Here is a 22,810-nt window from a genome sequence, read left to right on the forward strand (position 1 = left end):
GGCATGCCCATCACGCCCGGCGCGGCGAAGCCAGCAGATACCGGGTCCCGCCGCGCGGCTCGCGGTGTTCGCTCACCTGCCAGCCTGCCCGTTCCAGGGTGACCGCGCAGGCCCGCAGTGCCTCGCCGTCCGGCTCGTGGACGGCGACGGCCTCCGGCTGCGGGGTCTCCCGCACGCGATACCCCGGGCCCTCCATCCCCGCCGGAGCGTGCCCGGCGGCCTCCAGCGCCAGCGCGGCGGCCCGCACCAGATGCGCACGCTCCCAGCCGCACGGCCGGTCCACGTCCCCGCCCGGGTTGGTCATCCGGCGCAGCTCCAGCAGCCCCTGCCAGGCGCTGTGCACCTCCCGGCGCCGGGCGGGCCCGGCATCCGCGGCGGCCTCCTCGCCGCCGACGCGGGCGGCGAACACCCCGGTCGAGGCGGGTGCCTCCCCGGGCCCGGCCGGCTCGGGCGCCTGTGTGATGCCCTGCCGCACCCGGTGCCCCTCCGGCGTCAGGAAGTGATCGTGCGGCGGCCGGGGGTGGCGGAAGGCGAGTCCCCGCTTCACCAGCGCCGTGAGCTGCGACTCCGTGCCGCGGAGCCGCCCGGTGACGGGGTCGGCGGCGTCGATGACGCGCCGCTGCGCGGCGGTCGGCGGTCGGGTCACGGGATGCTCCTCTCCGGCCGGCGACGGGCCCAGGGGCGCTACGCCCCACCATGGGGGCTCCAGGCCCCACCTGCTCGAAGGCTACGACCCGCCACTGACATTCCGGGCCGGGACGACTCCCCGCCCCGCCGCACCCCGGCCCGCCGCACTCCGGCCCGCCGCGCGCCGGGGCTCGGGCCGCCAGGTGGCCACCAACGCCGCGGCCAGCAACAGTTCGGCCAGGTCGCCGCCGTAGTACATGATCTCGGCGCCGCCCTGCACCTGGTCGATCGGCGCGTGGATGTCGACCCAGAAGCCGCCGTACATCAACTGGGAGATCACGGCGTGGGCCGCGATCCCGATGCCCAGGTAGGCCAGCCGGGCCCTGACCCCCGGCCGGGCGGGGGCCGGGTCGGGGCCGGCGACGGCGTGGGCGAACAGGCATCCGGAGAGCAGGAAGTGCGCGTGCAGCAGCCAGTGCGCCGCCGGGTCGGCCGTGATCGCGTTGTACAGGGGGGTGAAGTAGAGCACCGCGAGGCTGCCCGTGGAGAGCGTCAGCGCGACCGCCGGGTGGGCGATCACGCGGGCGGGCGGACTGTGCAGCACCGCGGTCAGGCGCCGGCCCCCGGACGCGGGCAGGGTGCGCAGCAGGAGCGTGACGGGGGCGGCCAGGACCAGTGCGAGCGGCGCATACATGCCGATGAGGAGGTGCTGGACCATGTGCCCGCGGAAGTCCTCGTGGGCGAAGGGTGCTACGGGCGGCAGCAGCGCGACGCCGAGCAGGAGGATCCCGCCCGGGAAACAGCCGGTCCGCCACCGGCTCCAGCCGAGGACCGGATTGCGCAGGCACGCCCGGCGGACGAGCAGCAGATAGACGCCGGAGGCGACGAGCAGCAGGAGCGCCGGCGGCAGCCAGTCCGGGGTGCCGCCGCCCGCGGCGTGCCCGTGCCCGTGCGGGTGGTGGCCCATCAGCCGTGCAGGCCCTCATGCCGGCCGGCGGCCGCACCGGGGTCGAAGGGCCGGCCGCTTCGCCGGAGCAGGTGGCCGCCGGCGACCAGCAGGGCGCCCAGGGCGAGGAAGCCGATGTCCCACCACACCTGACCCTCTCCGGCGTAGACGTGGTGGATGCCGAGGACGTGGTGGTCCAGGACGCCCTCCACAAGGTTGAACAGGCCCCAGCCGACGAGCATCCAGCCCCACAGAACCCGGGAGGTCCACACCCGCCGCCGGTCGTGGGTGACCCGCGCGTACAGCACGGCCAGCCCGAGCAGGACCGCCAGCCAGCACACGGTGTGGAAGACGCCGTCCCACAGGGTGTTCATCTCCAGGCCGGAGACGGTGTGGGGGTTGTAGTACTTCACCCCGATGCGGTCCTGGTTGGTGCTGGAGAGCATGTGGTGCCACTGGAGCAACTGGTGCAGCAGGATGCCGTCGGCGAACCCGCCCATCCCGACTCCGAGCACGATGCCCGGCAATCGGAGGTCCGCCGGTCGTGGGGTGCCGACCCGGGCTTCACCTTGCGTGGTGGCCATCACTCGTCTCCGCTCCTGCCTGGGGGAAGGACCGAGGACGACGTTCCCTTCTGCGCGGCGCTCACGCCCTGCGCTCGGCCCCCATCCGGCTCAAAGACCCTTTCCGGCCGTCCCCGCTGAGTCCGGGGAACGCTCGGTGCCTACTGCCGGTAGCCGCCCAGGAACCGCCCGATCCGGCCGACCGCCGCCTCCAGGTCCTCCGCGTGCGGCAGCGTCAGGATGCGGAAGTGGTCCGGCGCCGGCCAGTTGAAGCCGGTGCCCTGGACGACCTGGATCTTCTCCCGCAGCAGCAGGTCCAGGACGAACTTCTCGTCGTCGTGGATCTTGTGGACCTTGGGGTCGAGGCGCGGGAAGGCGTAGAGCGAGCCCTTCGGCTTCACGCAGGTCACACCGGGGATCTCGTTCAGCTTCTCCCAGGCCACGGTGCGCTGTTCGTGCAGCCGGCCGCCGGGCGCGGTCAGTTCGCGGATGGACTGCCGGCCACCGAGCGCGGCCTGGATGGCGTACTGCGCGGGCGCGTTGGCGCACAGCCGCATGGAGGCCAGCATGGTGAGGCCCTCCAGATAGTCCCTGGCGTGCTGCCGCGGCCCCGTCACCACCAGCCAGCCGGAGCGGAAGCCCGCCACGCGGTAGGTCTTGGACAGGCCGCAGAACGTGAGAACCACCAGATCGGGGGCGAGGGCCGCGGCCGAGTGGTGGACGGCGTCGTCGTAGAGGATCTGGTCGTAGATCTCGTCGGCGAAGACCATGAGGCCGTGCCGCCGGGCGAGGTCGAGGATGCCCTCGACGATCTCCTTGGGGTAGACCGCGCCGGTGGGGTTGTTCGGGTTGATGATCACGACCGCCTTCGTACGGTCGGTGATCTTCGACGCCATGTCGTCGAGGTCGGGGTACCAGTCGGCCTGCTCGTCACACAGGTAGTGGACCGCCTTGCCGCCCGCGAGGGTCGTCACCGCCGTCCACAGGGGGAAGTCCGGCGCGGGAACGAGGATCTCGTCGCCGTCCTCGATGAGCGCCTGCACGGCCATCGACACCAGTTCCGAGACGCCGTTGCCGAGGAAGACGTCGTCGACGCCGACCTCCAGACCGAGCGTCTGGTACCGCTGGGCCACGGCCCGGCGGGCGGAGAGGATGCCGCGCGAATCGGTGTAGCCGTGCGCCTGGGGCAGCATCCGGATCATGTCCTGGAGGATCTCCTCCGGCGCCTCGAACCCGAAGAGCGCGGGATTGCCGGTGTTCAGCCGCAGCACGCTGTGGCCCGCCTCCTCCAGCGCGTTGGCGTGCTCGATCACCGGGCCGCGGATCTCGTAGCAGACCTCGCTGAGTTTGCTCGACTGCCGGAACTCCATGCGCCGCTCTCCTCTGCCGATCGTGTTGCTTGGTTTTACCAAGTACGCGCTTGGAAAGTCCAACAACTTGTCTAGACTGCGTCGCATGCCACCTCGCCGAAGCTACGACCAGTACTGCTCCGCCGCCCGTGCGCTCGACGTCGTCGGTGACCGCTGGACCCTGCTGATCGTCCGGGAGCTCCTCGCCGGTCCCCGGCGCTACACCGACCTGCACGCGGACCTGCCCGGCGTCAGCACCGACGTCCTCGCCTCGCGGCTGAAGGACATGGAGCGCGACGGCCTCGCGACCCGGCGCCGGCTGCCGCCCCCCGGTGCGGCGTACGTGTACGAAGTCACGCCCCGCGGAAGGAAGTTGCTGCCCGTGCTCCAGGCGCTGGGGGAGTGGGGGCAGGCCGAGCTCGGGGAACGCCGGCCGACGGACGCGGTCCGGGCCCACTGGTTCGCCCTGCCGCTGCTGCGCCTGCTGGACGGCGAGGGGCTCGTCGAAGTCCGCCTGGAGGAAGGCCTGTTCCATCTGTACGCCGGCGCCGAGGAGGGTCCCGTGTACGGCGACGGTCCCGCCCCGGGGGAACCGGACGCCCGGCTGGTCCTGGACACCGCCACCTGCACGGCTCTCGGCCGGGGGGAACTGAGCCTCTCCCGGGCCGTGCGGGAGGGCCGGGTCGAGGTGAGCGGCGAGGGCACGCTGGCCAAGGCGCTGCGCGAGGAATGAGAGAAGGCCCGCGCGAGGCGGGCCTTCTGAGAGGTGATCAGGCGGTGTGCAGGGTCAGGCCCCCGGCGGCACCCGGGACGGCCGTCCCGTCCCGCGCGTCAGCGCGTACCCGCCGGCTCCCGCGAGGGCGGCCAGGATCCCGCCGATCGCGGTCCACACCCAGCGGTCCGACCACCAGCCGGACGCCCAGCCGTCCTCGGGTTCCAGACCGGCCAGCACCGCCGCGTCCTCCTGCTCCTTCGCGGGCTTGGTGGCGACACCCGGCACCAGCGGCTCGGCGAGCGAGCCGTCCACGGCCGCCGATCCGCCGATGTCCCTGGAGTCCACCCGCACTTCGCTCCCGACCGGGAGACCGAGGTCGGCGGTGGTGACGCCGGTCGCGGTCAGCCGGACGTAGTAGGTACCCGGCAGCGGGTCGTTGGCCCACGGCTCCGACCATGCGCGGACCGTGCGCAGCACACAGGCCAGTTCGACCGAGGACGTGCCCGCCGCGGTGGTGCGCGTCTGCGCCCCGTACTGGCACGCCTGGCGGCGGCGCAGACCGTCGTAGACGTCGATCTGCCAGGTCTGCGGGGCGTGGGTCTCCGGCAGCTTCACCGTCGCCTCGACGGTGGGACGCTGCCCGGTGTCGGCGGGGAACGACCAGTACAGGTAGTCGCCCGTGGAGCCGCTCGCCGTGGCCCGCTGCCCCTGCTCGATCTCCGTGGCCGTACGGAACGACGTACCGGCCTGTGCCGGGGCCGAGGCGTCGCCCGGGGACGGACTCGGTGAGGCGTCGGCCGCGGCCGGGGCGGCCGCCAGGCCGAGGGTCAGCAACGCCGCGCTCAACGCTCGTGCCACTCGCATCAGTTGGTCCTCCAGACCGCGACCCGCCAGCGCGACAGCCAGCCCCAGACGAGACCGGCGAGGAAGCCGGTGAGGATCAGCACGCCCAGCAGCCACCAGCCGCGGCCGAGGCCGAAGGCGGCCACGTCGCCCGCCTCGCCCGGGGCGTCCACGACGTCCACCGTCAGCTCCAGCGGCAGACCGGGCGTGGCCTTCACGCCGGAGGCCGCCGAGAAGGAGTGCGAGACGGCGAGGCAGACCGCCTCCGCGGGAGCGTCCTCGTCGTCGCTCCCGGCCTTCGGGTAGCGCAGCCCCGTCGAGATCACGTCGGTGCGGCCGTTGCCCGCCGCCTCGCCGCGCACGATCTCACGGCCCTTGGACGTCACGGCCCGCATCAGCACGCCGTAGCCGGGGTTCACGGCCCGGTCCGCCGCCACGCTCACCGAGGCGCGCAGCTCCTGCCCCGGCCGCACGTCCACCCGGTAGAAGCGCTGCTGCCCGAACTCCTCGCGGTCGGTGTACAGGCCCGACTTCAGCGTCGGCGCCCCCGCGCACCGGCCGGCGCCCTCCGCCGGCACCGGCGTCACCACCGGATCGGCCGCCCGGTCCACCAACTGGTTCACCCGGTCGGTGAGTTCGTCCTGGTGCTCGACCGAGGTGTAGGTGCCGCCGGTGGCCTCGGCGATGCAGCTCAGCTGCCGGCTCAGCTTGGCGGTCGGGACCAGGCCCAGGGTGTCGATGGTCAGGCCGATGCCCTTGGCCGCGATCTCGCGGGCCACCTCGCACGGGTCGAGCGGGGCGCAGGTGTCCTCGCCGTCGCTGATCAGCACGATGCGCTTGGAGCCGTCACCGCCGTCCAGGTCGCCGGCCGCCTTCAGCAGGGCCGGGCCGATCGGCGTCCAGCCCGTCGGGGTGAGCGTGGCGACGGCCGTCTTGGCCTCGGTGCGGTCGAGCGGGCCGACCGGATAGAGCTGCGCGGTGTCCTTGCAGCCCGTCTTCCGGTCGTCGCCCGGATAGTCGGCGCCGAGGGTGCGGATGCCGAGCTCGACCTCCTCCGGCGTCGCGTCGAGCACCTCGTTGAACGCCTGCTTGGCGGCGGCCATCCGCGACTGGCCGTCGATGTCCCGCGCCCGCATCGAGCCGCTCACATCGAGGACGAGGTCGACCTTGGGGGCGTCTCGGCCCGTGGGTTCACCGGCGGCCGCCCCGGCCGGGAAGGCGAGCCCGGCCGTCAGCGCGGCGAGCAGGGCACAGACCCCTGTCGCCAGCCGTGTTCTTATGATCATCGGCGGATCCTAGTGATCCCCCCGCTCCGGCTCCAAAACGCCGGTTCACCGCAGCGGATTGGGCAGTTGTGCCCACTGGTCCCCGGGCGTCTGCGGCGAGAGCCGCATCAGCGTCAGAGCCTTGGTGGGCAGGGGCTGCGCGCACAGCGCCGCGAAGTCCGCAGTGCGCGGCAGGTCCCGTACGGCCGTCTCCAGCGCCGCCGCGAGCGCCGGGGCCGACCCGGCCGTGCCGGCCAGCGCGCCCGCCACGAGCGACCCGAACAGCTTGCGCCGAAGGGCGCGTTCGTCGTCGGTGACCATACGGGCGGGCAGCTCGGGCACCGTGATGCCGTGCCGGGCGAGGCGGGCCGGGCTGACCCGGATGTCGGCCAGGTCGCGGTAGACCAGACGCAGCGGCTCGCCCGTCGCGGAGAGGACCACCAGAAGGTTCTGTCCGTGGGCTTCCAGCGCCACGCCCAGCTCCAGCAGCCGCAGCCCGACGGTGAGGGCGAGCCGGGTGAACCCGGCCAACCAGGCGGGAGAGCCGGGAAGGGCGGTGGTGGCGAGCGCCGCCACCGGCAGGACCCGTTCGCCGCTGCCGGCGTACGTCTCGGGCGATTCCCGCAGGACGGCCGCGAAGTCGGGGGAGCCGGCCGCCGCCGCGCCGAGCGTGCGGGTGACGTGCAGCAGGCCGTCCGTGCGCGCCGCGGGCGTCCCCGCGAAGTCCGACAGCATCGCCGACGCGGCGACCGAGGGCAGGGAGATGTCCCGCACCGAGGACGTCAGCCGGGCGCTCAGCGAGGTCTTCACATGCGGCCCGCCCGGCAGCGCCAGCGTCCGCAGGGACATCAGCGGATGCGCGGGGCTGCGCTCCTCGCAGGTCCGCTTCAGCACATGCGCCGCCTGCCACGGGTGCACCGGCAGCACCACCCGCCCCCCGTCCCGCAGCTCGTCCGGCCACACGCCCGTCACCAGGCACTCCTGCGCCCGCACCGGCACCAGCCCCAGCTCCACGACCGGCCGGTGCTCGGGCCCGTAGGCGAGCTGCTCGGCCACCGAGAAGCCCGGCCGGGACCGGCACGTCGGATGGAACGGGTGTCCGTCGACGATCCGCTGCTCCCACTGCCAGTCGTGCTCCGGCCAGTCGCCCCGGTCGCCCTCCTGCCCCGCGCGGGACAGCGCCGACGAGGCGACGCTGTGGCCGAGCTCGGCGGCGAAGGAGGCGGAGTGCGGTACGGCGAGGTCCGTCATCAGCCGCGCAGGATCCTCGTAGGCCCTCTCGTCCAGCCGTACGACGGTGACGTACGCGCCGGTCGCGTACGGATCCGGCCGGGGGCCGTGCAGCCGGCGGCCGTCCCGCAGGAACAGCGTCAGCCCGTCCCCGCCCTGCTCGCGGCGGACGACCCAGGGCAGTGGATCGTGGGCGAGACCGCGCCACAGCCGGGACAGCACGGCCGCCCGTGCGCCGGGCAGTTCGGCCTCGTACCGCGCCAGGAGACCCGGCCGCACGACGGACAGCTCGTCGGCGACCTCGGTCTCGGCGGTGGGGGGACGGTGCACGGGCGGGCTCCTCGGGTACGAGTGCGGGTACGAACTCACAGCGCAATGGCGACGACCGACATACTGATCATCTCCGCCCGAACGCTGGAAGGACCGTAGGGACGAGTGGAACGCGTGGACCTCATGCCCCCGCCCGCCGACGACGACTCGGCCCACGGCGACTCCGCCCGCGGCGACGGCCCGTCCGTCGCCGCTCTCGCCGACGCGTACGCCGCCGTGCCCCTGCTGAACTGCCTGCTGCGGGAGGTGGCCCGTCCGGTCCGTCAGGAGGGCGAGCACCATGTCTACCGGCTGCCCGGCGGGGACCGTCTGCTGCGGGTGCGCGGTACCCGGCGGCCCGCCGAACCGGAGCTCCACCGGGCCGGCGCCTGGCACCGCGTCGGCCACACCGAGCTGGTCGAACTCGTCGCCGAGGAACTGCGCCGGCACACCGGGTCGTCCAACCACGAACTGCCCGCCGAGATGCTCGACAGCCGGGAGGCCGTGGCCGCCCTGCTCGCCGCCCGCTCCCGGGCCACTCCGCCCGACGACCTCTACCGGCGCTCCGAGCAGTCCCTCCTCACCGGCCACACCCACCACCCGGCCCCCAAGGCGCGCGGCGGCGGGCCGGCCGCCCGCTGGCTGCCGTACGCGCCCGAGGCGTACGCCCGCTTTCCCCTGGCCCTGCTCGGACTCCGCGAGGACACCGTCGTCGAGGAGGGCGACACCTCCGCCCTCGACGCCCTCGGCACGGCCCCGCCCGGCTACCGCCTGCTCCCGGCCCACCCCTGGCAGCTCGACCTGGCCGCCCCCGGACTCGCGGCCGCCTTCGCGGACGGCAGGCTGATCCGGCTCGGCACGACCGCCTTCGACACCTGGCCCACGGCCGCGATCCGCACGCTCTACGCGCCCGGGCACGACCTCTTCCTCAAGTTCAGCCTCGACGTGCGCATCACCAATGACATCCGCCGGCTGTGGCGTCACGACCTGCTCGCCCTGCGCCGGACGGACGCTGCCGTGTGCGCCGCCTTCGCGACGTTCGACGGGCCCCCGGCCTGGCTCGGCGACCGCGGGTACCGCACCGCCGACTTCGCCTTCGAGGCCCTCGCCGTCCTCGTCCGCGACGGCTTCGGCGACCACCTCCGGCCCGGCGCGACCCCGCTGCTCGCCGCCGGACTCGTCGAGGGCTTCGACGGCAGTCCGCTCGACCGGACCCCCGACCCCGCCGCCTGGTGGGAGGCCTACCTGGCCCAGGTCGTGCCCCCGGCGCTGACGGCGTTCGGGCACGGCGTCGTCATCGAGGCCCACCTGCAGAACACCCTGGTCGCCGTCGACGCCGGCGGCCTGCCGGTGCAGGCGCTGTACCGGGACGCCGAGGGCGTGAAACTGCTGCCGGACGTGACGCGGCAGGCCGGCTGGGAGCGGCTCGTGTACTGCCTGGTCGTGAACCACCTCGTCGAGATCGCCGGCGCCCTCACCGCACGGCACCCCGGTTTCGACCCCTGGCCCGCCGCCCGCCGCGCGTTCGCCCGCCACGGTCTTCCCGAGGTCCCCGCCCTGCTCACCTCACCGTCCCTGCCCGCCAAGACCAACCTGCTGCTGCGCTGGACCGGCGCGGACGGCGCCGATGCCCGCTACCGGCCGCTGCCCAACCCGCTCGCGGACGGGGCCTGATCCGTTGGGGCCGGACCCCCGCGTGAAATGATGATCACAACGGCTGGAGAGGGAGGGTGCGGCATGTCCGCGACGCCGGACGCAGGGGTTCCCTGCCGCATCGTCGTCTGCCGGGACTGCTGCTGCGGCAGTCCCAAGGTCACCGGCGTCGATCACGCCGCCCAGACCGAGCGCCTGCGCGAGGCGGCACCGGTGCGCGTCTCCGCCTGCCTCGACGTCTGCGACCAGGCCAATGTCGTCGTCGTCCAGCCCTCCGCGGCGGGCCGGGCCGCCGGAGGCCGGCCGGTGTGGCTGGGCCTGGTCAACGACCCGGCGGCGACCGAGGACGTCGTCTCCTGGGTCCGGGAGGGCGGTCCAGGCGTCGCGCCCCTGCCCGGCATCCTCGGCCTGTACGTCTTCACACCGCTCGCGCGGCGCCGCTCCGACGGCTCATGACACGGCGGGCACACACAGCACGGGCACCCTCGACAGGTGCAGCAGCTTGTGCGGAGTCGAGCCCAGCAGCGCCCCGCGCACCGGGCTCTCACCCCAGGTGCCCACCACGATCACCCGGGCCCCATGGCGGGCCGCGGCCTCGATCAGCGCCTGCGCGGGCCGCTCGTCGATGAGCTCCACCGACGTCCGCACACCGGCCTCCTCGGCCACCTGGACCGCATGTCCGAGCGCGGTGCTGCCGGCCTCGCGGACGGCCTCGTGATGAGCGCCGTACTCCTCGCCCGGGAGACCGGGGGCGGCGGCGCCGTAGACGATCACCAGGGGCTCGTCGAAGGCGGTCGCCACCTCGATGGCCACGCCCAGGGCCCGCCGGGCGCCCGGGGACTCGTCGTATCCGAGGACCAGCGACATCTTCAGGACTCCTTGCCGTCGACGAGGGCCGGGTCGACCACACTCGGCTGTTCCGACCAGAAGGCGGGCGCCATCAGCCGCCACACGACCATGAGGATCACGCCCGCGACGAAGACGCCGATGCCGATGACGAGCGGCGGACCGAGCCCGAACCACGAGACGCCGCTGTAGGAGTTCGCGGGGTCGGACATGTCCGCCACGGATTCCACCAGCAGCCAGGCCAGCAGCCCCGCGCCGATGAGCGGACCGAGGCCGATGAGGAAGAAGTTGCGGGCGCTGTGGGTCAGTTGACGGCGGTAGTAGACCGCACAGGCCAGACCCGTGAGCGCGTAGTAGAAGGCGATCAGCAGGGACAGGGCGGTGAGGGAGTCGAAGAGGGCGTTCTCGCTGACGTGGTAGAGGACGAGGTACCAGGCGATGGCGATGCCGGCGACCCACCAGGTGCTCACGTCGGGCGTGCGGAACCGCGGGTGGATGCGGCCGAAGTGCGCGGGCAGGGCGTGCCGGCGGGCCATCGACAGGCCCGTGCGCGACGCCGGGATGATCGTCGTCTGGGTGGAGGCGAGCGCCGACGTCGAGACCGCCAGCAGCACCACCCAGTCCCAGTCGCCCATGGCCTCCTCGGCGAGCAGGGCGAAGATGAACTCCTCCTCCGCCGCGTTCTCGGCGAGGTAGTCCGTCCCCGCGTAGGCCACGACCGCGAAGGCGACCGCGAGGTAGGTCACCAGCAGCAGCACCGTCGACCAGACGGCCGCCTTGCCGGGGGCGGTGGCCGAGTCCTCGACCTCCTCGGTGAGGTTGACCGCGGACTCCCACCCCCAGTAGATGAACACGCCCAGCAGCAGGGACGCGGTCAGGGACGCCCCGCCGGCTCCGAACGGGTTGAGCCAGCCGAGCTCCGGGTCGATGGAGTCGAGGGTGCCGGTGCCGGCGTAGACGCGGTAGAGCGCCACCACCGCGAAGGCGAGCAGGCAGGCGACCTGGGCCAGGATGAGGACGTTCTGCACCTTGGCCGAGATCTCGGTGCCGATCACGCAGACGGCCGTCATCACCAGGATGAGCAGCACCGTCAGCACCTGGCGCACCACGTCGTTGTCGGCCCAGCTGTCCAGGCCGACAGCGAGCAGGAAGAACGTCACCGCGACGTCCGCGAGCGACCCGACGACCAGGACGCCGGTCATCGTGATGGCCCAGCCGCCGAGCCAGCCCGCCCACGGTCCCATGGCGCGGGTGACCCAGGAGAACGTCGTGCCGCAGTCCTGGTCGACCTTGTTGAGGTAGTAGAACGCCGACGCGATCAGCAGCATGGGCACGAACGACGCGAGCATCACCCCGGGGGCGTAGATGCCCACCAGCGCCACGATCGGGCCGATGACCGCCGCCACGGAGTAGGCGGGGGAGGTCGCGTTGAGCCCGATGACCAGCGCGTCGACGAACCCGATCGCGTTGGGCTTCAGGCTCGCCTCAGGGGGCGGGCCCGAGTCCGTGATGTCGTTGGCCATGCACCCTCGCTCCCGTGGTGTAGGCATCCATACAACAGGGAGTTTCGGGGCATTCGGGCTATTGACGCCCTTTCAGGGCTTCATGTCGCCCTCCGGCTGCGGACCAGCAGGTGCAGGAAGTACGGCGTGCCGATCACCGCGGTCATCAGGCCCGCGCCCAGCTGGGCGGGGGCGATGACGGTGCGGCCGAGCAGATCGGCCGTGCCGACCAGCGCGGCGCCGAGCAGCACGGCCACGGGTACGACCCGGACATGCCGCCGGCCGACCAGGGCACGGGCCGCGTGCGGCGCCACCAGGCCCACGAAGCCGATCGTGCCGGCCGAGGCTACGGCGGTCGCCGCGAGCAGCACGCCCACCACCAGGAACCCCAGCCTGGCCCGGGGCAGTCGGAGGCCGAGCAGCCGCGGGGTGTCCTCGTCCAGGGAGACGAGATCCAGCTCGGTGCGGCGGGCGACCGCGACGGCCAGGCCCAGCGCCAGCACCAGCGCGACGGGCAGCACGTCCGCCGTGGTCCGCCCGTACGTCGAACCGGACAGCCAGGTCAGCGCCTTGACGGCGTTGAACGGGTCGGTGAGCACGATGAGCAGGCTGATCAGGGCCGTGGAACCGGCGGCCATGCCGATGCCGACCAGGACCAGCCGGTTCTGCCGGTAGCCGCCCCGGGCGGAGAGCCCGAAGACGATCGCGGAGGCCAGCGCGGCACCCCCGAACGCGGCGCCCGCCACGCCCCAGGACCCGGCCGCGGGCACGGTGGTGACGAGCACGACGGCGCCCAGCGCGGCACCGCCGGAGACGCCCAGCACTCCGGGTTCCGCCAGGGGGTTGCGGGTCACGGCCTGCACCAGCGTGCCGGCCAGGGCGAGGGCCCCGCCCGCGCACAGGGCCGCCAGCACCCGCGGCACGCGCGTGTCCAGGACGAAGGTGACGGTCTGTCCGGCCCGCCCCTGCGCCCAGTTGGCGACATCGCCGAGCAGCAGCTTGGTGTCACCCAGCAGGACGCCGGCCAGCGTGACGCCGACGACCGCGGCGACGAGCGCGGCCACGGTGACGACGAAGGCCGCCCGGCTCGGGATGCGCAGCCGGTCCGGCGCCTCGGCCCCGGCGGTGTCGCGCAGCCGCAGGGCCGTCACCACCAGGAAGACGGCACCGACCAGGCTGGTGACGATGCCCGTCGGCACGGCGACCGCGGTGTCCGCCGGGACGAGGGCCCGCAACGCCACGTCCGACCCGAGCACCAGCCCGGCACCGGCCAGACCGGCCACGGGCAGGACCGCCCGGGCGCGGACCAAGCCCCGGAACCGGCGGGCGAGCGGACGGACCAGCGCCGGGGCGCACAGGCCGACGAAGCCGATCGGCCCGGCGAGCGTGACGGCCGCCGCGGACAGCAGCGCCGCCAGCACCACCACCGTGACGCGCGTGGCGCGCACCGGGACGCCCAGACCGCGCGCCGCGTCGTCCCCGAGGGCGAGCGCGTCGACCCGGCGCGCCACCAGCAGCAGCCCGACGAGCCCGGTCAGCGCGACGGGCAGCATCTGCAGGACGCCGTCGAAGCCGTTCTGGCCGATGCTGCCCTGGTTCCACTGGTAGAGGCCCTCCGTCTGCTGCGGGAACAGCAGCAGCAGCCCTTCCGTCACGGAGTTGAGGCCCAGCGCCAGCGCGGTGCCGGCGAGGACCAGCCGCACGGTGCCCGTGCCGAGGCCGGACAGGGCGAGCACGACGGCCGCGGCCGCCAGTCCGCCCGCGAAGGCCACTCCGGAGGAGGCGAGCAGCGGCAGGGAGACGCCGCTCGCGCCGACCAGCCCGAGGGCCAGGTACGAACCGGCGTTCACCGCGAGCGTGTCGGGCGAGGCGAGCACATTGCGGCTGACGGCCTGCAGGACGGCGCCGGCGATGCCGAGGACCACGCCGACCAGGACGCCGGCGGTCATCCGCGGCAGCCGGGAGGCGACGACCACGGAGGCGTCACCCGGATCGGCCTGTCCGGTCAGGGCCTTGAGGACCTGCCGCGGTCCGACGGCGGCGGTGCCCTGGGTGATGTCGACGACGGCCAGGGCGGCGACCAGGAGGACGAGAGCGGCCGTCACCGCGGCCGCACCGGTCCGGGACGCGGCCGCGGGCGGACGGGTGGCAGGGGGCGCTTCGGTGACGGCCATGACCGGCGCTACTTCGTCAGCGCGCCGACGAGGGCGTCGATGTACGCCTCCATCGACCCGGGACCGCCGAACATCCAGATGCCGTCGGGCAGCCGGTGCACCTTGTCCGCCTTCACGAACGGCAGGGAGGTCCACACGGCGTTCTTCTTCAGCTGCCCGGAGAACGGGTTGCTGGACTTGTCGCCGTCGTTGCCTATGTAGGCGAACCGCACGTCCTTCGGCAGGGCGGTGAGGCCCTCGACGTCGGTGGTGCCGAGGCCGTAGGCCGGGTCGCCCTTCACCTTCCAGGCGTTCTTCAGGCCGAGCTGCTCGTTGACGGAGCCGATGAGGGAGCCGTCGGTGTACGGGCGCAGCGAGACCTGATTGGACGTCACATAGCCGTCGGCGAAGGCGATGCCGGTGCCGTCGAGCTCGGCGTCGGCGAGGGCCTTCTTGCCCTCGGCGACCTTGGCCTCGAAGTTCTTCCGGGCCGTCTTCGCCTTGGCGGTGGTGCCGGTGGCCTTGGCGATGAGGTCGAGGTTGGTGAACATCTGCCCGATCTGGTCGGAGGCGTCCGCCGACTTGATCTCCAGCACCGGGGCGATCTTCCGCAGCTGCTTGACGGCCGCGTCCGGCAGGTCGGAACTGGCCACGACGAGGTCGGGGGAGAGCGAGGCGATGGTGTCCATGCTCGGCTCGCCGCGCGTGCCGATGTCCTTCGGCTCGTTTTTCAGCGGGACGGCGGTGTCCCAGGTCTTGTAGCCCTTGACGTCGGCGACGCCGACCGGGTCGACGCCGAGGGTGATGAGGCTCTCGACCTCGTTCCACTCGGTGGCGACGACCTTCTTCGCCGGGCCGTCCAGCGTGACCTTCGCGCCGGTGGAGTCAGTGAGGCTGATGGCCCCGGAGGTCTTCCCGGTGCTGTCGGCGGCCGGCTCGGTGGTGCCGCAGGCGGCGAGGGTGAGCGCCGCGGCGGTGGTGGTGGCCGCGGTGAGCAGGAGACGTCTCATGAGGTGGTGCCGAGCCTTTCGCTTCGGGTGGTGCGGGTGTGGTGCCGGCCGATCGGGCGGGTCCGCAGCCGGCCGGTGTGGGGGTCGGTGTCGACGTCGATCCGGATGCCGTAGACGGCGGTCAGCCGCTGCGGGGTCAGGACGTCCTCGGGCCGGCCGTCGGCGACGATCCGGCCCGCTTCGAGCAGCGTGATCCGGTCGGCCAGGGCCGCCGCCTGGTCGAGGTCGTGCAGCACGACCCCGACGGCGATCCCGTGGTCGTCCGCCAGGTCGCGGACGAGGTCGAGGAGTTCGATCTGGTAGCGCAGGTCGAGATAGGTCGTCGGCTCGTCCAGCAGCAGCACGCCGGTCTCCTGCGCGAGGCAGCTCGCGAGCCAGACCCGCTGCAACTGCCCGCCGGAGAGGTGGTCCGCGCCGCGCTCGGCGAGGTCGGTGACCCCGGTCAGCGCGAGCGCCCGCTCCACCGCGGCCGTGGCGTCCGGGTCCGGGCGGCCGAAGCGGCCCCGGTAGGGGTAGCGGCCGAACTCGACGACATCGCGCACGGTCAGCCCGCTGGGCGTGGGGCGGCCCTGCGTCAGCAGGGCCACGTACCGCGCGAACTCCCGGGCGGTCAGGGCGAGGCCGTCGGTGTCGCCGTCGATCCTGAGCTCGGCGCGGCGGGCCCGCTGCAACCGGGCGATGGTCCGCAGCAGCGTCGACTTGCCGCTGCCGTTGGGGCCGACCAGGACGGTCACCTCACCGGGCAGCAGCGCGATCGCCGCGTCGTGCACGACATCCGTGCCGTCGTACGACACGGTCACGCCGGTGGCCGACAGTTGATGCCCGCGCAGACGCGATCCGCCGGCGGGTTCTTCACCAGATCTCACGCGGTGAAGGTTAGCCTAACCTAATATCGCCTTGACAAGAGGGTGCGGTGGCCGGATTCATCCGGTCCGCCGTGCCGCCGGGGACCACACCCGTGCGGTTGCCCCGACGGCCGGCCTGCCCGGCCTGGGTACTATGGCACCTTCGGATTCCGCCCTCCGGGGAGCCTTGGACCATGCTCAGAGAGGTCACCGCGACCCGCTACGTCGAACCCCTGCGGTCCGGCGGCTCCGTCCCGGGAGTCGTCGAGGCGGACGACCTCGGCACCTACGTCGTGAAGTTCACCGGCTCCGCGCAGGGCCGCAAGGCGCTCGTCGCCGAGGTGATCGTCGGGGAACTGGCCCGTGCCCTGGGGCTGCGCTTCCCGGAACTCGTGCTGGTCCACTTCGACCCGGCGATCGCGGACCACGAACCCCACCAGGAGGTACGGGACCTGCACGCGGCCAGCACGGGCGTGAACCTCGGCATGGATCACCTGCCGGGCGCCCGGGACTTCACCCCGGAGGTCGCCCGGGTCTTCCCCGTGGACCCGCTGGAGGCCGGGAGGATCGTCTGGCTCGACGCGCTGACCGTGAACGTCGACCGTACGGTGCACAGCTCCAACCTGATGGTCTGGCCCACCCTCGGCGTCGCACCCTCGCGCCTGTGGCTGATCGACCACGGCGCCGCCCTGGTCTTCCACCACCGCTGGGACGCCACCGACCCCCGCAAGGCCTACGACTTCCGGCACCACGCCCTCGGCCACTACGGGCCCGACGTCCGGGCCGCCGACGCCGAGCTGGCGCCCCGCGTCACCGAGGAGCTGCTGCGGGACATCCTCGCGGAGGTCCCGGACGCCTGGCTCGCGGACGAGCCGGGCTTCAGTACCGCGGACGAGGTGCGCGAGGCGTACGTGACCTACCTCCGCACCCGCGCGGAGGCCTCCGCGGACTGGCTGCCCACCGGCTTTCCCACCCGGGAGGAGCTCGCCGCCGAGGAGGCCCTCCGGGCGGCGAGGAACCAGCAAGGACGCCCCGCGTGGCTCAAGCAGGTGCCCGACCTGCACGGCAAGCCCGCGGCCGAGCAGGATTGGACGGTGCACCTCGGATGACGGACGTACAGCGGGTCGAGATCGAGTACTGCACCCAATGCCGCTGGCTGCCCCGCGCGGCCTGGCTGGCGCAGGAGTTGCTGACCACCTTCGAAACCGAACTGACGGAACTGGCCCTGAAGCCCGGCACGGGCGGGGTGTTCGTGGTCCGCGTCGGCGACGAGGTCGTCTGGGACCGCCGGGAGCAGGGCTTCCCCGAGCCGACGGCCGTGAAGAGGGCCGTACGCGACCGAGTGGCCCCGGGCAGGACCCTGGGCCACTCGGAGCGGTAGCGGCTGCCGCTCAGCCCTTGAGCTGCTCGTACGCCGGGAGCGTCAGGAAGTCGGCGTAGTCCTCGTCGAGCGAGACCGTCAGCAGCAGGTCGTGCGCCTGCTGCCAGTTGCCGGCCGCGAAGGCCTCGTCGCCGATCTCGGCCCGGATGCTCGCGAGTTCCTCGGCGGCGACCTTGCGGGCCAGGCCGGCGGTGACCTGCTCGCCGTTGTCGAGGACGACCCCCGCGTTGATCCACTGCCAGATCTGGGAGCGGGAGATCTCGGCGGTGGCCGCGTCCTCCATCAGGTTGAAGATGGCGACCGCGCCGAGGCCGCGCAGCCACGCCTCGATGTAACGGATGCCCACCTGCACGGCGTTGACCAGGCCCGCGTACGTCGGCTTGGCGTCGAGCGAGTCGACGGCGATCAGGTCGGCCGCCTCGACGGCGACGTCCTCGCGCAGGCGGTCCTTCTGGTGGGGCTTGTCGCCGAGGACCTTGTCGAAGGACTCCATGGCGATCGGCACCAGGTCGGGGTGGGCGACCCAGGAACCGTCGAAGCCGTCGCCGGCCTCGCGGTCCTTGTCGGCGCGGACCTTCTCGAACGCGACCTTGTTGACCTCGGCGTCCCGGCGGGACGGGATGAACGCCGCCATGCCGCCGATGGCGTGGGCGCCGCGCTTGTGGCAGGTGCGGACGAGGAGTTCGGTGTACGCGCGCATGAACGGGGCCGTCATCGTCACCGCGTTGCGGTCCGGCAGGACGAACTCGGCGCCGCCGTCACGGAAGTTCTTGACGATGGAGAACAGGTAGTCCCAGCGGCCGGCGTTGAGCCCGGAGGCGTGGTCGCGCAGCTCGTAGAGGATCTCCTCCATCTCGTACGCGGCGGTGATCGTCTCGATGAGGACGGTGGCGCGGACCGTGCCCTGCGGGATGCCGCAGTACTCCTGCGCGAAGACGAACACCTCGTTCCAGAGGCGGGCCTCCAGGTGCGACTCCGTCTTCGGGAGGTAGAAGTACGGGCCCTTGCCGAGATCCAGCAGGCGCTGGGCGTTGTGGAAGAAGTACAGGCCGAAGTCGACGAGCGCGCCGGGCACGGGGGTGCCGTCGGCGTCGACGAGGTGACGCTCGTTCAGGTGCCAGCCGCGCGGGCGCATCACGACCGTGGCGAGCTCCTCGTCCGCCTTCAGCGCGTACGACTTGCCGGACTTCGCGTCGGTGAAGTCGATGTTGCGGGTGTACGCGTCGCTCAGGTTGACCTGGCCGAGGACCACGTTCTCCCAGGTGGGCGCGGAGGCGTCCTCGAAGTCCGCGAGCCACACCTTGGCGCCCGAGTTGAGGGCGTTGATGGTCATCTTGCGGTCGGTGGGACCGGTGATCTCGACCCGGCGGTCGTTCAGGGCGTCCGGGGCCGGCGCGACCCTCCAGGAGTCGTCGGCGCGGATCGCGGCCGTCTCCGGGAGGAAGTCGAGGGTGGAGGTGCGGGCGATCTCGGCGCGGCGCTCGGCGCGGCGGGCGAGGAGCTCGTCACGCCGGGGCGTGAACCGCCGGTGCAGCTCGGCCACGAAGGCGAGCGCCGCTTCGGTGAGGACCTCCTCCTGCCGGGGCAGGGGCTCGGCGTCGACGATGGCCAGCGGAGACGGCGCTGGAGCGGACATGAACGGTCACTTCCTTCAGCGAGCTGTGAAGACGAGCCGGCGCTTGGCACCGGGTGCCAGTCTTCCCGGATACGGCGTTCGGCGCCCGGGGAGCAGTCGGGCGCTTCTGAACAGTGGATACTAGTTTCCTCATAGTGGAAGTTCAATCGTCTGTTGATGTCGAGATTCTCAGGGTCGAGGCAAGGTGGCGCTCCGTGCCACCCCGTTCACTCCAGGTGGGCCAGATCGGCTTCGGTGTCGATGTCGAAGGGCCGGGCGACGTCCCCGCACTCGACGAGGGCGATCGCCGTCCGGTGCTCCGTCAGATAGGCGCGTGCCCCCCGGTCCCCGGTCGCGGTCGCGGCGATGCCCGCCCAGTGGGCGGCGCCGAACAGCACCGGATGGCCGCGCACGCCGTCGTACGCGGCGCAGACGAGCGACTCCTCGCCCTCGTACGCCGCGAGGACCCGGGCCACCGCCTCGGGTCCGATGCCGGGCTGGTCGACGAGCGACACCAGGGCGGCCCGCGCGCCCGTGCCGGCGAGCGAGTCGAGCCCGGCGCGCAGGGAACTCCCCATCCCCTGCTCCCAGTCCGGGTTGTCCACCAGGATGCAGCCCGGCAGTGAGGCCCGCGCGCGCACGTCGCCGGCCTGCGCGCCCAGGACCACGTGGACGGTCGCGCAGCCGCCCTCCCGCAGCATCCGCACCGCGTGCTCCACCAGGGGCCGTCCCCGATGGGGGAGCAGTGCCTTGGGCCGCCCGCCGAGCCGCCGCCCGCCACCGGCCGCGAGCAGCAGTCCCGCGACCGCTCGTGCCTCGCCCGTCGTCTCCCGTGTCGTCATGGCTCCTGCATACCGCACGCCCCGCACGGGGGTGCGACGGCGCCGGGTCCGCGTCGCACGGGCGTGCGCCTCGGGCCAGAAAGTCACTCAGCGAGACAAGTCGATGACGCAATGGTCTGGCGCCCGGTGGCCCACGTCGTTTACTGTCCCCGCACCGACCGGCCGGGCGCCCGACTCCTGCCCGGTGCGGGGGACTTCGCGTCGGAAGGGCAGGCGCACGACGAGGTGCGAGGGGGAGGACTGTGTTGCGGAGCGTCGAGCAGAAGCGGCAGGGGCCTTTGGCCGGCGGCGACGAGGACCCGCGCGTGACGGAGCTGCGCTCCGCGGTGTCCCGGTTACGCCGCCGACTGGCCGCCCATCCCGGCGAGTTCGCCGACCGGACCATCGCCGAGGAGGAACTGGCCGCGCTGGCGGCCATGGCCGCCGACGGCACCCCCGAGATCCCCTGCCTGCGCCGCTCCCTCCTGCTGCTCGCGGGCGCGATCGGCTCCATGAGCGCCCTGTCCGCGGACCTCACGGAGGTCCGGCGGGCGGTCGACCTCTTCGGAGGCCCGGTGCGGGGCCAGGGCTAGGCCGGCATGACACGCCGGTCCCCGCGCTCCCTGACCCGGACGGGCAGGGCCCAGGGGGATGACCGGACCTATCCGGACCGTAGGCCCCACGCCGCGGGGCGCCGCCCCGGGTTCGTCAGGGCCGGCGGCCGGGCGCGGAGTGCTGCGGTCCGGCGCCGTTACGCCGGGCTCTGGCTCGCGAGTGCCTCGGACAGTTCCCCGGCGACCTGCTGGAGCACCGGCACGATCTTGTCCGTCGCCGCCTCCGTCACCCGGCCCGCCGGGCCGGAGATGGAGATGGCCGCTGCGGTGGGGGAGTCGGGCACCGGCACCGCGAGGCAGCGGACCCCGATCTCCTGCTCGTTGTCGTCGATGGCGTAGCCCTGCCGGCGCACGTCCTCCAGGGCCGCGAGGAAGCCGTCGGCCGTCGTGATCGTCTTCTCCGTCGCGGCGGGCATGCCCGTACGGGAGAGCAGGGCCCGCACCTCCTCCGGCGGGAAACCGGCGAGCAGGGCCTTGCCCACGCCCGTGGAGTGCGGCAGCACCCGCCGGCCGACCTCCGTGAACATGCGCATCGAGTGCTTCGACGGCACCTGCGCGACGTAGACGATCTCGTCCCCGTCCAGCAGCGCCATGTTCGCCGTCTCGCCGGTCTCCTCGACGAGCCGCGCCAGGTACGGCCGTGCCCAGGTGCCCAGCAGCCGGGCGGCCGACTCGCCGAGGCGGATCAGGCGCGGGCCGAGCGCGTACCGCCGGTTGGGCTGCTGACGTACGTACCCGCAGGCCACCAGCGTGCGCATCAGACGGTGGATGGTCGGCAGGGGGAGCCCGCTGCTCGCGGACAGCTCGCTCAGGCCGACCTCGCCACCCGCGTCCGCCATCCGTTCGAGCAGGTCGAAGGCGCGCTCCAGGGACTGGACGCCGCCGTTGGCGGAGGACCGGGCGGAGCCGGTGGTGCTGGCGCTGGACGTCGGCACGGCGCGTTCCTTTCGGGCGGGCGGGAAGGGCAGAGCCTACCCGGCGGTCGGTTGACTCCCCGCTTGTACGTAGCTACGTTCTGCGTACTGGAAGTTTAATTCCGCTTCGTGGAAACGTCCAGGACTTTCGCCGAAGGGCGCCGGAGTCCAGTCTGCCCTTGACGGCATGGAAGAGGGAGTGAAGACTCCTTCAACAGAAAGTTGAATTCCGTTACGCGGAAGTAAGGGGTTCGGGTGTCCGACGCTGAACTGGTGCTGCGCTCGACGCGAGTCATCACCCCCGAAGGAACGCGGGCCGCGTCCGTCGCGGTCACCGACGGCACCATCACGGCCGTCCTCCCGCACGACGCGCCCCTCCCCGCAGGCGCTCGCCTGGAGGACCTGGGCGACCACGTCCTGCTGCCCGGCCTCGTCGACACGCACGTGCACGTCAACGATCCCGGCCGCACCGAGTGGGAGGGCTTCTGGACCGCCACCCGCGCCGCGGCGGCCGGTGGCATCACCACCCTCGTCGACATGCCCCTGAACTCCCTCCCGCCGACCACGACCGTCCCGCACCTGCGGATCAAGCAGCAGGTCGCCGCCGACAAGGCGCACATCGACGTCGGCTTCTGGGGCGGCGCCCTGCCCGACAACGTCAAGGAGCTCCGCCCGCTGCACGAGGCCGGTGTGTTCGGCTTCAAGGCGTTCCTGTCACCCTCCGGCGTGGACGAGTTCCCGCACCTGGAGCCCGACTTGCTCGCCCGCACCATGGCCGAGATCGCCGCCTTCGACGGCCTGCTCATCGTGCACGCCGAGGACCCCCACCTGCTCGCCTCCGCCCCGCAGCAACCGGGCCCGAAGTACGCCGACTTCCTCGCCTCCCGCCCCCGGGACGCCGAGGACACCGCCATCGCCCGGCTCATCCGCGAGGCGAAGGCCCTCGACGCGCGCGTGCACGTGCTGCACCTGTCCTCCAGCGACGCCCTGCCGATGATCGCCGAGGCGCGTGCCGAGGGCGTCCGCATCACCGTGGAGACCTGCCCCCACTACCTGACCCTCACCGCCGAGGAAGTCCCCGACGGCGCCAGCGAGTTCAAGTGCTGCCCGCCCATCCGTGAGGCCGCCAACCAGGACCTGCTCTGGCAGGCCCTCGCCGACGGCACCATCGACTGCGTCGTCACCGACCACTCCCCGTCCACGGCCGACCTGAAGACCGACGACTTCGCGACGGCCTGGGGCGGCATCTCCGGACTCCAGCTGAGCCTGGCCGCGGTGTGGACGGAGGCCCGCAGGCGCGGGCACGGCCTGGAGGACGTGGTGCGCTGGATGTCGGCGCGCACCTGCGAACTGGTCGGGCTCGACGACCGCAAGGGCGCCATCGCGGTGGGCCGCGACGCCGACTTCGCCGTCCTCGCCCCCGACGAGACCTTCACCGTCGACCCGGTGGCCCTCCAGCACCGCAACCGCGTCACGGCGTACGCCGGCAGGACCCTGCACGGCGTCGTGAAGTCCACCTGGCTGCGCGGGCAGCGCATCGTCGCGGACGGCGAGTTCACCGAACCGAAGGGGCTGCTCCTCACCCGGACCCACTGAAATCCCACCGACC

At 73.0% G+C, this 22,810-nt stretch carries 22 protein-coding genes; 7 read left to right on the forward strand and 15 right to left on the reverse strand.

Going from position 1 to position 22,810, the window contains the following annotated elements:
* Nucleotides 1–10 precede the first annotated feature (10 nt).
* From IGS69_RS28310 to IGS69_RS28325, 4 genes are all read right to left on the reverse strand, one after another.
* A complete protein-coding gene (locus tag IGS69_RS28310; RefSeq protein WP_190903310.1) occupies nt 11–646 on the reverse strand; it encodes a hypothetical protein in 636 nt (211 codons plus the stop codon).
* 81 nt (nt 647–727) lie between these two features.
* The gene (locus IGS69_RS28315; RefSeq protein ID WP_385862851.1) at nt 728–1,597 is read right to left on the reverse strand and encodes a cytochrome c oxidase assembly protein; all 870 of its coding nucleotides are present in this window, start codon (nt 1,595–1,597) and stop codon (nt 728–730) included.
* A complete protein-coding gene (locus tag IGS69_RS28320; RefSeq protein ID WP_190903312.1) occupies nt 1,594–2,157 on the reverse strand; it encodes a DUF2243 domain-containing protein in 564 nt (187 codons plus the stop codon). Before IGS69_RS28320 ends, IGS69_RS28315 begins: the two co-directional genes overlap by 4 nt.
* A 140-nt stretch (nt 2,158–2,297) precedes the next feature.
* Complete coding sequence (locus IGS69_RS28325) at nt 2,298–3,506, reverse strand: pyridoxal phosphate-dependent aminotransferase (protein WP_190903313.1); 1,209 nt, start codon at nt 3,504–3,506, stop codon at nt 2,298–2,300.
* Nucleotides 3,507–3,591: 85 nt separating this feature from the next.
* Here IGS69_RS28325 and IGS69_RS28330 point away from each other — a divergent pair, with 85 nt between their 5' ends.
* On the forward strand, nt 3,592–4,218 hold the full coding sequence (locus IGS69_RS28330) for a winged helix-turn-helix transcriptional regulator (RefSeq protein WP_190903314.1): 627 nt from the start codon (nt 3,592–3,594) through the stop codon (nt 4,216–4,218).
* Nucleotides 4,219–4,272: 54 nt separating this feature from the next.
* Here IGS69_RS28330 and IGS69_RS28335 read toward each other — a convergent pair whose 3' ends face one another.
* Genes IGS69_RS28335 through IGS69_RS28345 form a run of 3 tightly spaced genes read right to left on the reverse strand, consistent with a single transcriptional unit; the run spans nt 4,273 to nt 7,868 of the window.
* Nucleotides 4,273–5,064 (reverse strand): hypothetical protein, encoded by a 792-nt coding sequence (locus IGS69_RS28335; RefSeq protein ID WP_190903315.1) that lies wholly within the window; start codon nt 5,062–5,064, stop codon nt 4,273–4,275.
* Complete coding sequence (locus IGS69_RS28340; RefSeq protein ID WP_190903316.1) at nt 5,064–6,329, reverse strand: VWA domain-containing protein; 1,266 nt, start codon at nt 6,327–6,329, stop codon at nt 5,064–5,066. Before IGS69_RS28340 ends, IGS69_RS28335 begins: the two co-directional genes overlap by 1 nt.
* Nucleotides 6,330–6,374: 45 nt before the next feature.
* Nucleotides 6,375–7,868 (reverse strand): IucA/IucC family protein, encoded by a 1,494-nt coding sequence (locus tag IGS69_RS28345; RefSeq protein ID WP_190903317.1) that lies wholly within the window; start codon nt 7,866–7,868, stop codon nt 6,375–6,377.
* A 105-nt stretch (nt 7,869–7,973) separates the two neighbouring features.
* Between IGS69_RS28345 and IGS69_RS28350 the strand changes: the two genes are divergently transcribed.
* Nucleotides 7,974–9,521, forward strand: a complete 1,548-nt coding sequence (locus tag IGS69_RS28350; protein WP_232543664.1) for an IucA/IucC family protein — start codon at nt 7,974–7,976, stop codon at nt 9,519–9,521.
* Between the two features lie 63 nt (nt 9,522–9,584).
* Nucleotides 9,585–9,956 (forward strand): (2Fe-2S) ferredoxin domain-containing protein, encoded by a 372-nt coding sequence (locus IGS69_RS28355; RefSeq protein ID WP_190903318.1) that lies wholly within the window; start codon nt 9,585–9,587, stop codon nt 9,954–9,956.
* Here IGS69_RS28355 and IGS69_RS28360 read toward each other — a convergent pair.
* The 5 genes from IGS69_RS28360 to IGS69_RS28380 all read right to left on the reverse strand — a co-directional run bounded on the left by IGS69_RS28360 (nt 9,951) and on the right by IGS69_RS28380 (nt 15,877).
* Complete coding sequence (locus IGS69_RS28360; RefSeq protein ID WP_190903319.1) at nt 9,951–10,367, reverse strand: universal stress protein; 417 nt, start codon at nt 10,365–10,367, stop codon at nt 9,951–9,953. The two genes, IGS69_RS28355 and IGS69_RS28360, sit on opposite strands and share 6 nt — an antisense overlap.
* 2 nt (nt 10,368–10,369) lie before the next feature.
* Nucleotides 10,370–11,869, reverse strand: a complete 1,500-nt coding sequence (locus IGS69_RS28365) for an APC family permease (RefSeq protein ID WP_190903320.1) — start codon at nt 11,867–11,869, stop codon at nt 10,370–10,372.
* 80 nt (nt 11,870–11,949) lie between these two features.
* Complete coding sequence (locus IGS69_RS28370; RefSeq protein ID WP_190903321.1) at nt 11,950–14,022, reverse strand: iron ABC transporter permease; 2,073 nt, start codon at nt 14,020–14,022, stop codon at nt 11,950–11,952.
* Between the two features lie 8 nt (nt 14,023–14,030).
* A complete protein-coding gene (locus tag IGS69_RS28375) occupies nt 14,031–15,011 on the reverse strand; it encodes an ABC transporter substrate-binding protein (protein WP_190903322.1) in 981 nt (326 codons plus the stop codon).
* Nucleotides 15,008–15,877 carry an ABC transporter ATP-binding protein gene (locus IGS69_RS28380; protein ID WP_190903323.1) on the reverse strand — a complete coding sequence of 290 codons (870 nt, stop codon included), beginning with the start codon at nt 15,875–15,877 and terminating at the stop codon, nt 15,008–15,010. Before IGS69_RS28380 ends, IGS69_RS28375 begins: the two co-directional genes overlap by 4 nt.
* A 173-nt stretch (nt 15,878–16,050) precedes the next feature.
* Between IGS69_RS28380 and IGS69_RS28385 the strand changes: the two genes are divergently transcribed.
* Nucleotides 16,051–16,965 (forward strand): HipA family kinase, encoded by a 915-nt coding sequence (locus IGS69_RS28385; RefSeq protein WP_190903324.1) that lies wholly within the window; start codon nt 16,051–16,053, stop codon nt 16,963–16,965.
* On the forward strand, nt 16,962–17,237 hold the full coding sequence (locus IGS69_RS28390) for a SelT/SelW/SelH family protein (RefSeq protein WP_190903325.1): 276 nt from the start codon (nt 16,962–16,964) through the stop codon (nt 17,235–17,237). Before IGS69_RS28385 ends, IGS69_RS28390 begins: the two co-directional genes overlap by 4 nt.
* A 10-nt stretch (nt 17,238–17,247) precedes the next feature.
* Here IGS69_RS28390 and aceB read toward each other — a convergent pair whose 3' ends face one another.
* Both aceB and IGS69_RS28400 read right to left on the reverse strand, forming a co-directional pair.
* Nucleotides 17,248–18,873, reverse strand: a complete 1,626-nt coding sequence (gene aceB, locus IGS69_RS28395; protein WP_190903326.1) for a malate synthase A — start codon at nt 18,871–18,873, stop codon at nt 17,248–17,250.
* Between the two features lie 206 nt (nt 18,874–19,079).
* On the reverse strand, nt 19,080–19,694 hold the full coding sequence (locus IGS69_RS28400) for a nucleotidyltransferase family protein (protein ID WP_190903327.1): 615 nt from the start codon (nt 19,692–19,694) through the stop codon (nt 19,080–19,082).
* 242 nt (nt 19,695–19,936) lie between these two features.
* Between IGS69_RS28400 and IGS69_RS28405 the strand changes: the two genes are divergently transcribed.
* On the forward strand, nt 19,937–20,266 hold the full coding sequence (locus IGS69_RS28405; RefSeq protein WP_190903328.1) for a DUF5955 family protein: 330 nt from the start codon (nt 19,937–19,939) through the stop codon (nt 20,264–20,266).
* Nucleotides 20,267–20,424: 158 nt separating this feature from the next.
* On the opposite strand, the gene IGS69_RS28410 is transcribed toward IGS69_RS28405, so the two are convergent.
* Nucleotides 20,425–21,222 (reverse strand): IclR family transcriptional regulator, encoded by a 798-nt coding sequence (locus tag IGS69_RS28410; protein ID WP_190903329.1) that lies wholly within the window; start codon nt 21,220–21,222, stop codon nt 20,425–20,427.
* A gap of 234 nt (nt 21,223–21,456) precedes the next feature.
* Here IGS69_RS28410 and allB point away from each other — a divergent pair, with 234 nt between their 5' ends.
* Nucleotides 21,457–22,797 carry an allantoinase AllB gene (gene allB / locus IGS69_RS28415; protein WP_190903330.1) on the forward strand — a complete coding sequence of 447 codons (1,341 nt, stop codon included), beginning with the start codon at nt 21,457–21,459 and terminating at the stop codon, nt 22,795–22,797.
* Nucleotides 22,798–22,810 lie beyond the last annotated feature (13 nt).

It is taken from the genome of Streptomyces tuirus, from assembly GCF_014701095.1.
GTDB lineage: Bacteria > Actinomycetota > Actinomycetes > Streptomycetales > Streptomycetaceae > Streptomyces > Streptomyces tuirus.

Excerpts from the sequence above, each read along its gene's own strand:
- IGS69_RS28335 (WP_190903315.1), bottom strand. The coding sequence starts at position 5,064 with ATGCGAGTGGCACGAGCGTTGAGCGCGGCGTTGCTGACCCTCGGCCTG.
- IGS69_RS28360 (WP_190903319.1), bottom strand. The coding sequence starts at position 10,367 with ATGTCGCTGGTCCTCGGATACGACGAGTCCCCGGGCGCCCGGCGGGCC.
- IGS69_RS28390 (WP_190903325.1), top strand. The coding sequence starts at position 16,962 with ATGACGGACGTACAGCGGGTCGAGATCGAGTACTGCACCCAATGCCGC.
- IGS69_RS28370 (WP_190903321.1), bottom strand. The coding sequence starts at position 14,022 with ATGGCCGTCACCGAAGCGCCCCCTGCCACCCGTCCGCCCGCGGCCGCG.
- IGS69_RS28330 (WP_190903314.1), top strand. The coding sequence starts at position 3,592 with ATGCCACCTCGCCGAAGCTACGACCAGTACTGCTCCGCCGCCCGTGCG.
- aceB (WP_190903326.1), bottom strand. The coding sequence starts at position 18,873 with ATGTCCGCTCCAGCGCCGTCTCCGCTGGCCATCGTCGACGCCGAGCCC.
- IGS69_RS28385 (WP_190903324.1), top strand. The coding sequence starts at position 16,051 with ATGCTCAGAGAGGTCACCGCGACCCGCTACGTCGAACCCCTGCGGTCC.
- IGS69_RS28325 (WP_190903313.1), bottom strand. The coding sequence starts at position 3,506 with ATGGAGTTCCGGCAGTCGAGCAAACTCAGCGAGGTCTGCTACGAGATC.
- IGS69_RS28375 (WP_190903322.1), bottom strand. The coding sequence starts at position 15,011 with ATGAGACGTCTCCTGCTCACCGCGGCCACCACCACCGCCGCGGCGCTC.
- IGS69_RS28365 (WP_190903320.1), bottom strand. The coding sequence starts at position 11,869 with ATGGCCAACGACATCACGGACTCGGGCCCGCCCCCTGAGGCGAGCCTG.
- IGS69_RS28355 (WP_190903318.1), top strand. The coding sequence starts at position 9,585 with ATGTCCGCGACGCCGGACGCAGGGGTTCCCTGCCGCATCGTCGTCTGC.
- IGS69_RS28400 (WP_190903327.1), bottom strand. The coding sequence starts at position 19,694 with ATGACGACACGGGAGACGACGGGCGAGGCACGAGCGGTCGCGGGACTG.
- IGS69_RS28320 (WP_190903312.1), bottom strand. The coding sequence starts at position 2,157 with ATGGCCACCACGCAAGGTGAAGCCCGGGTCGGCACCCCACGACCGGCG.
- IGS69_RS28340 (WP_190903316.1), bottom strand. The coding sequence starts at position 6,329 with ATGATCATAAGAACACGGCTGGCGACAGGGGTCTGTGCCCTGCTCGCC.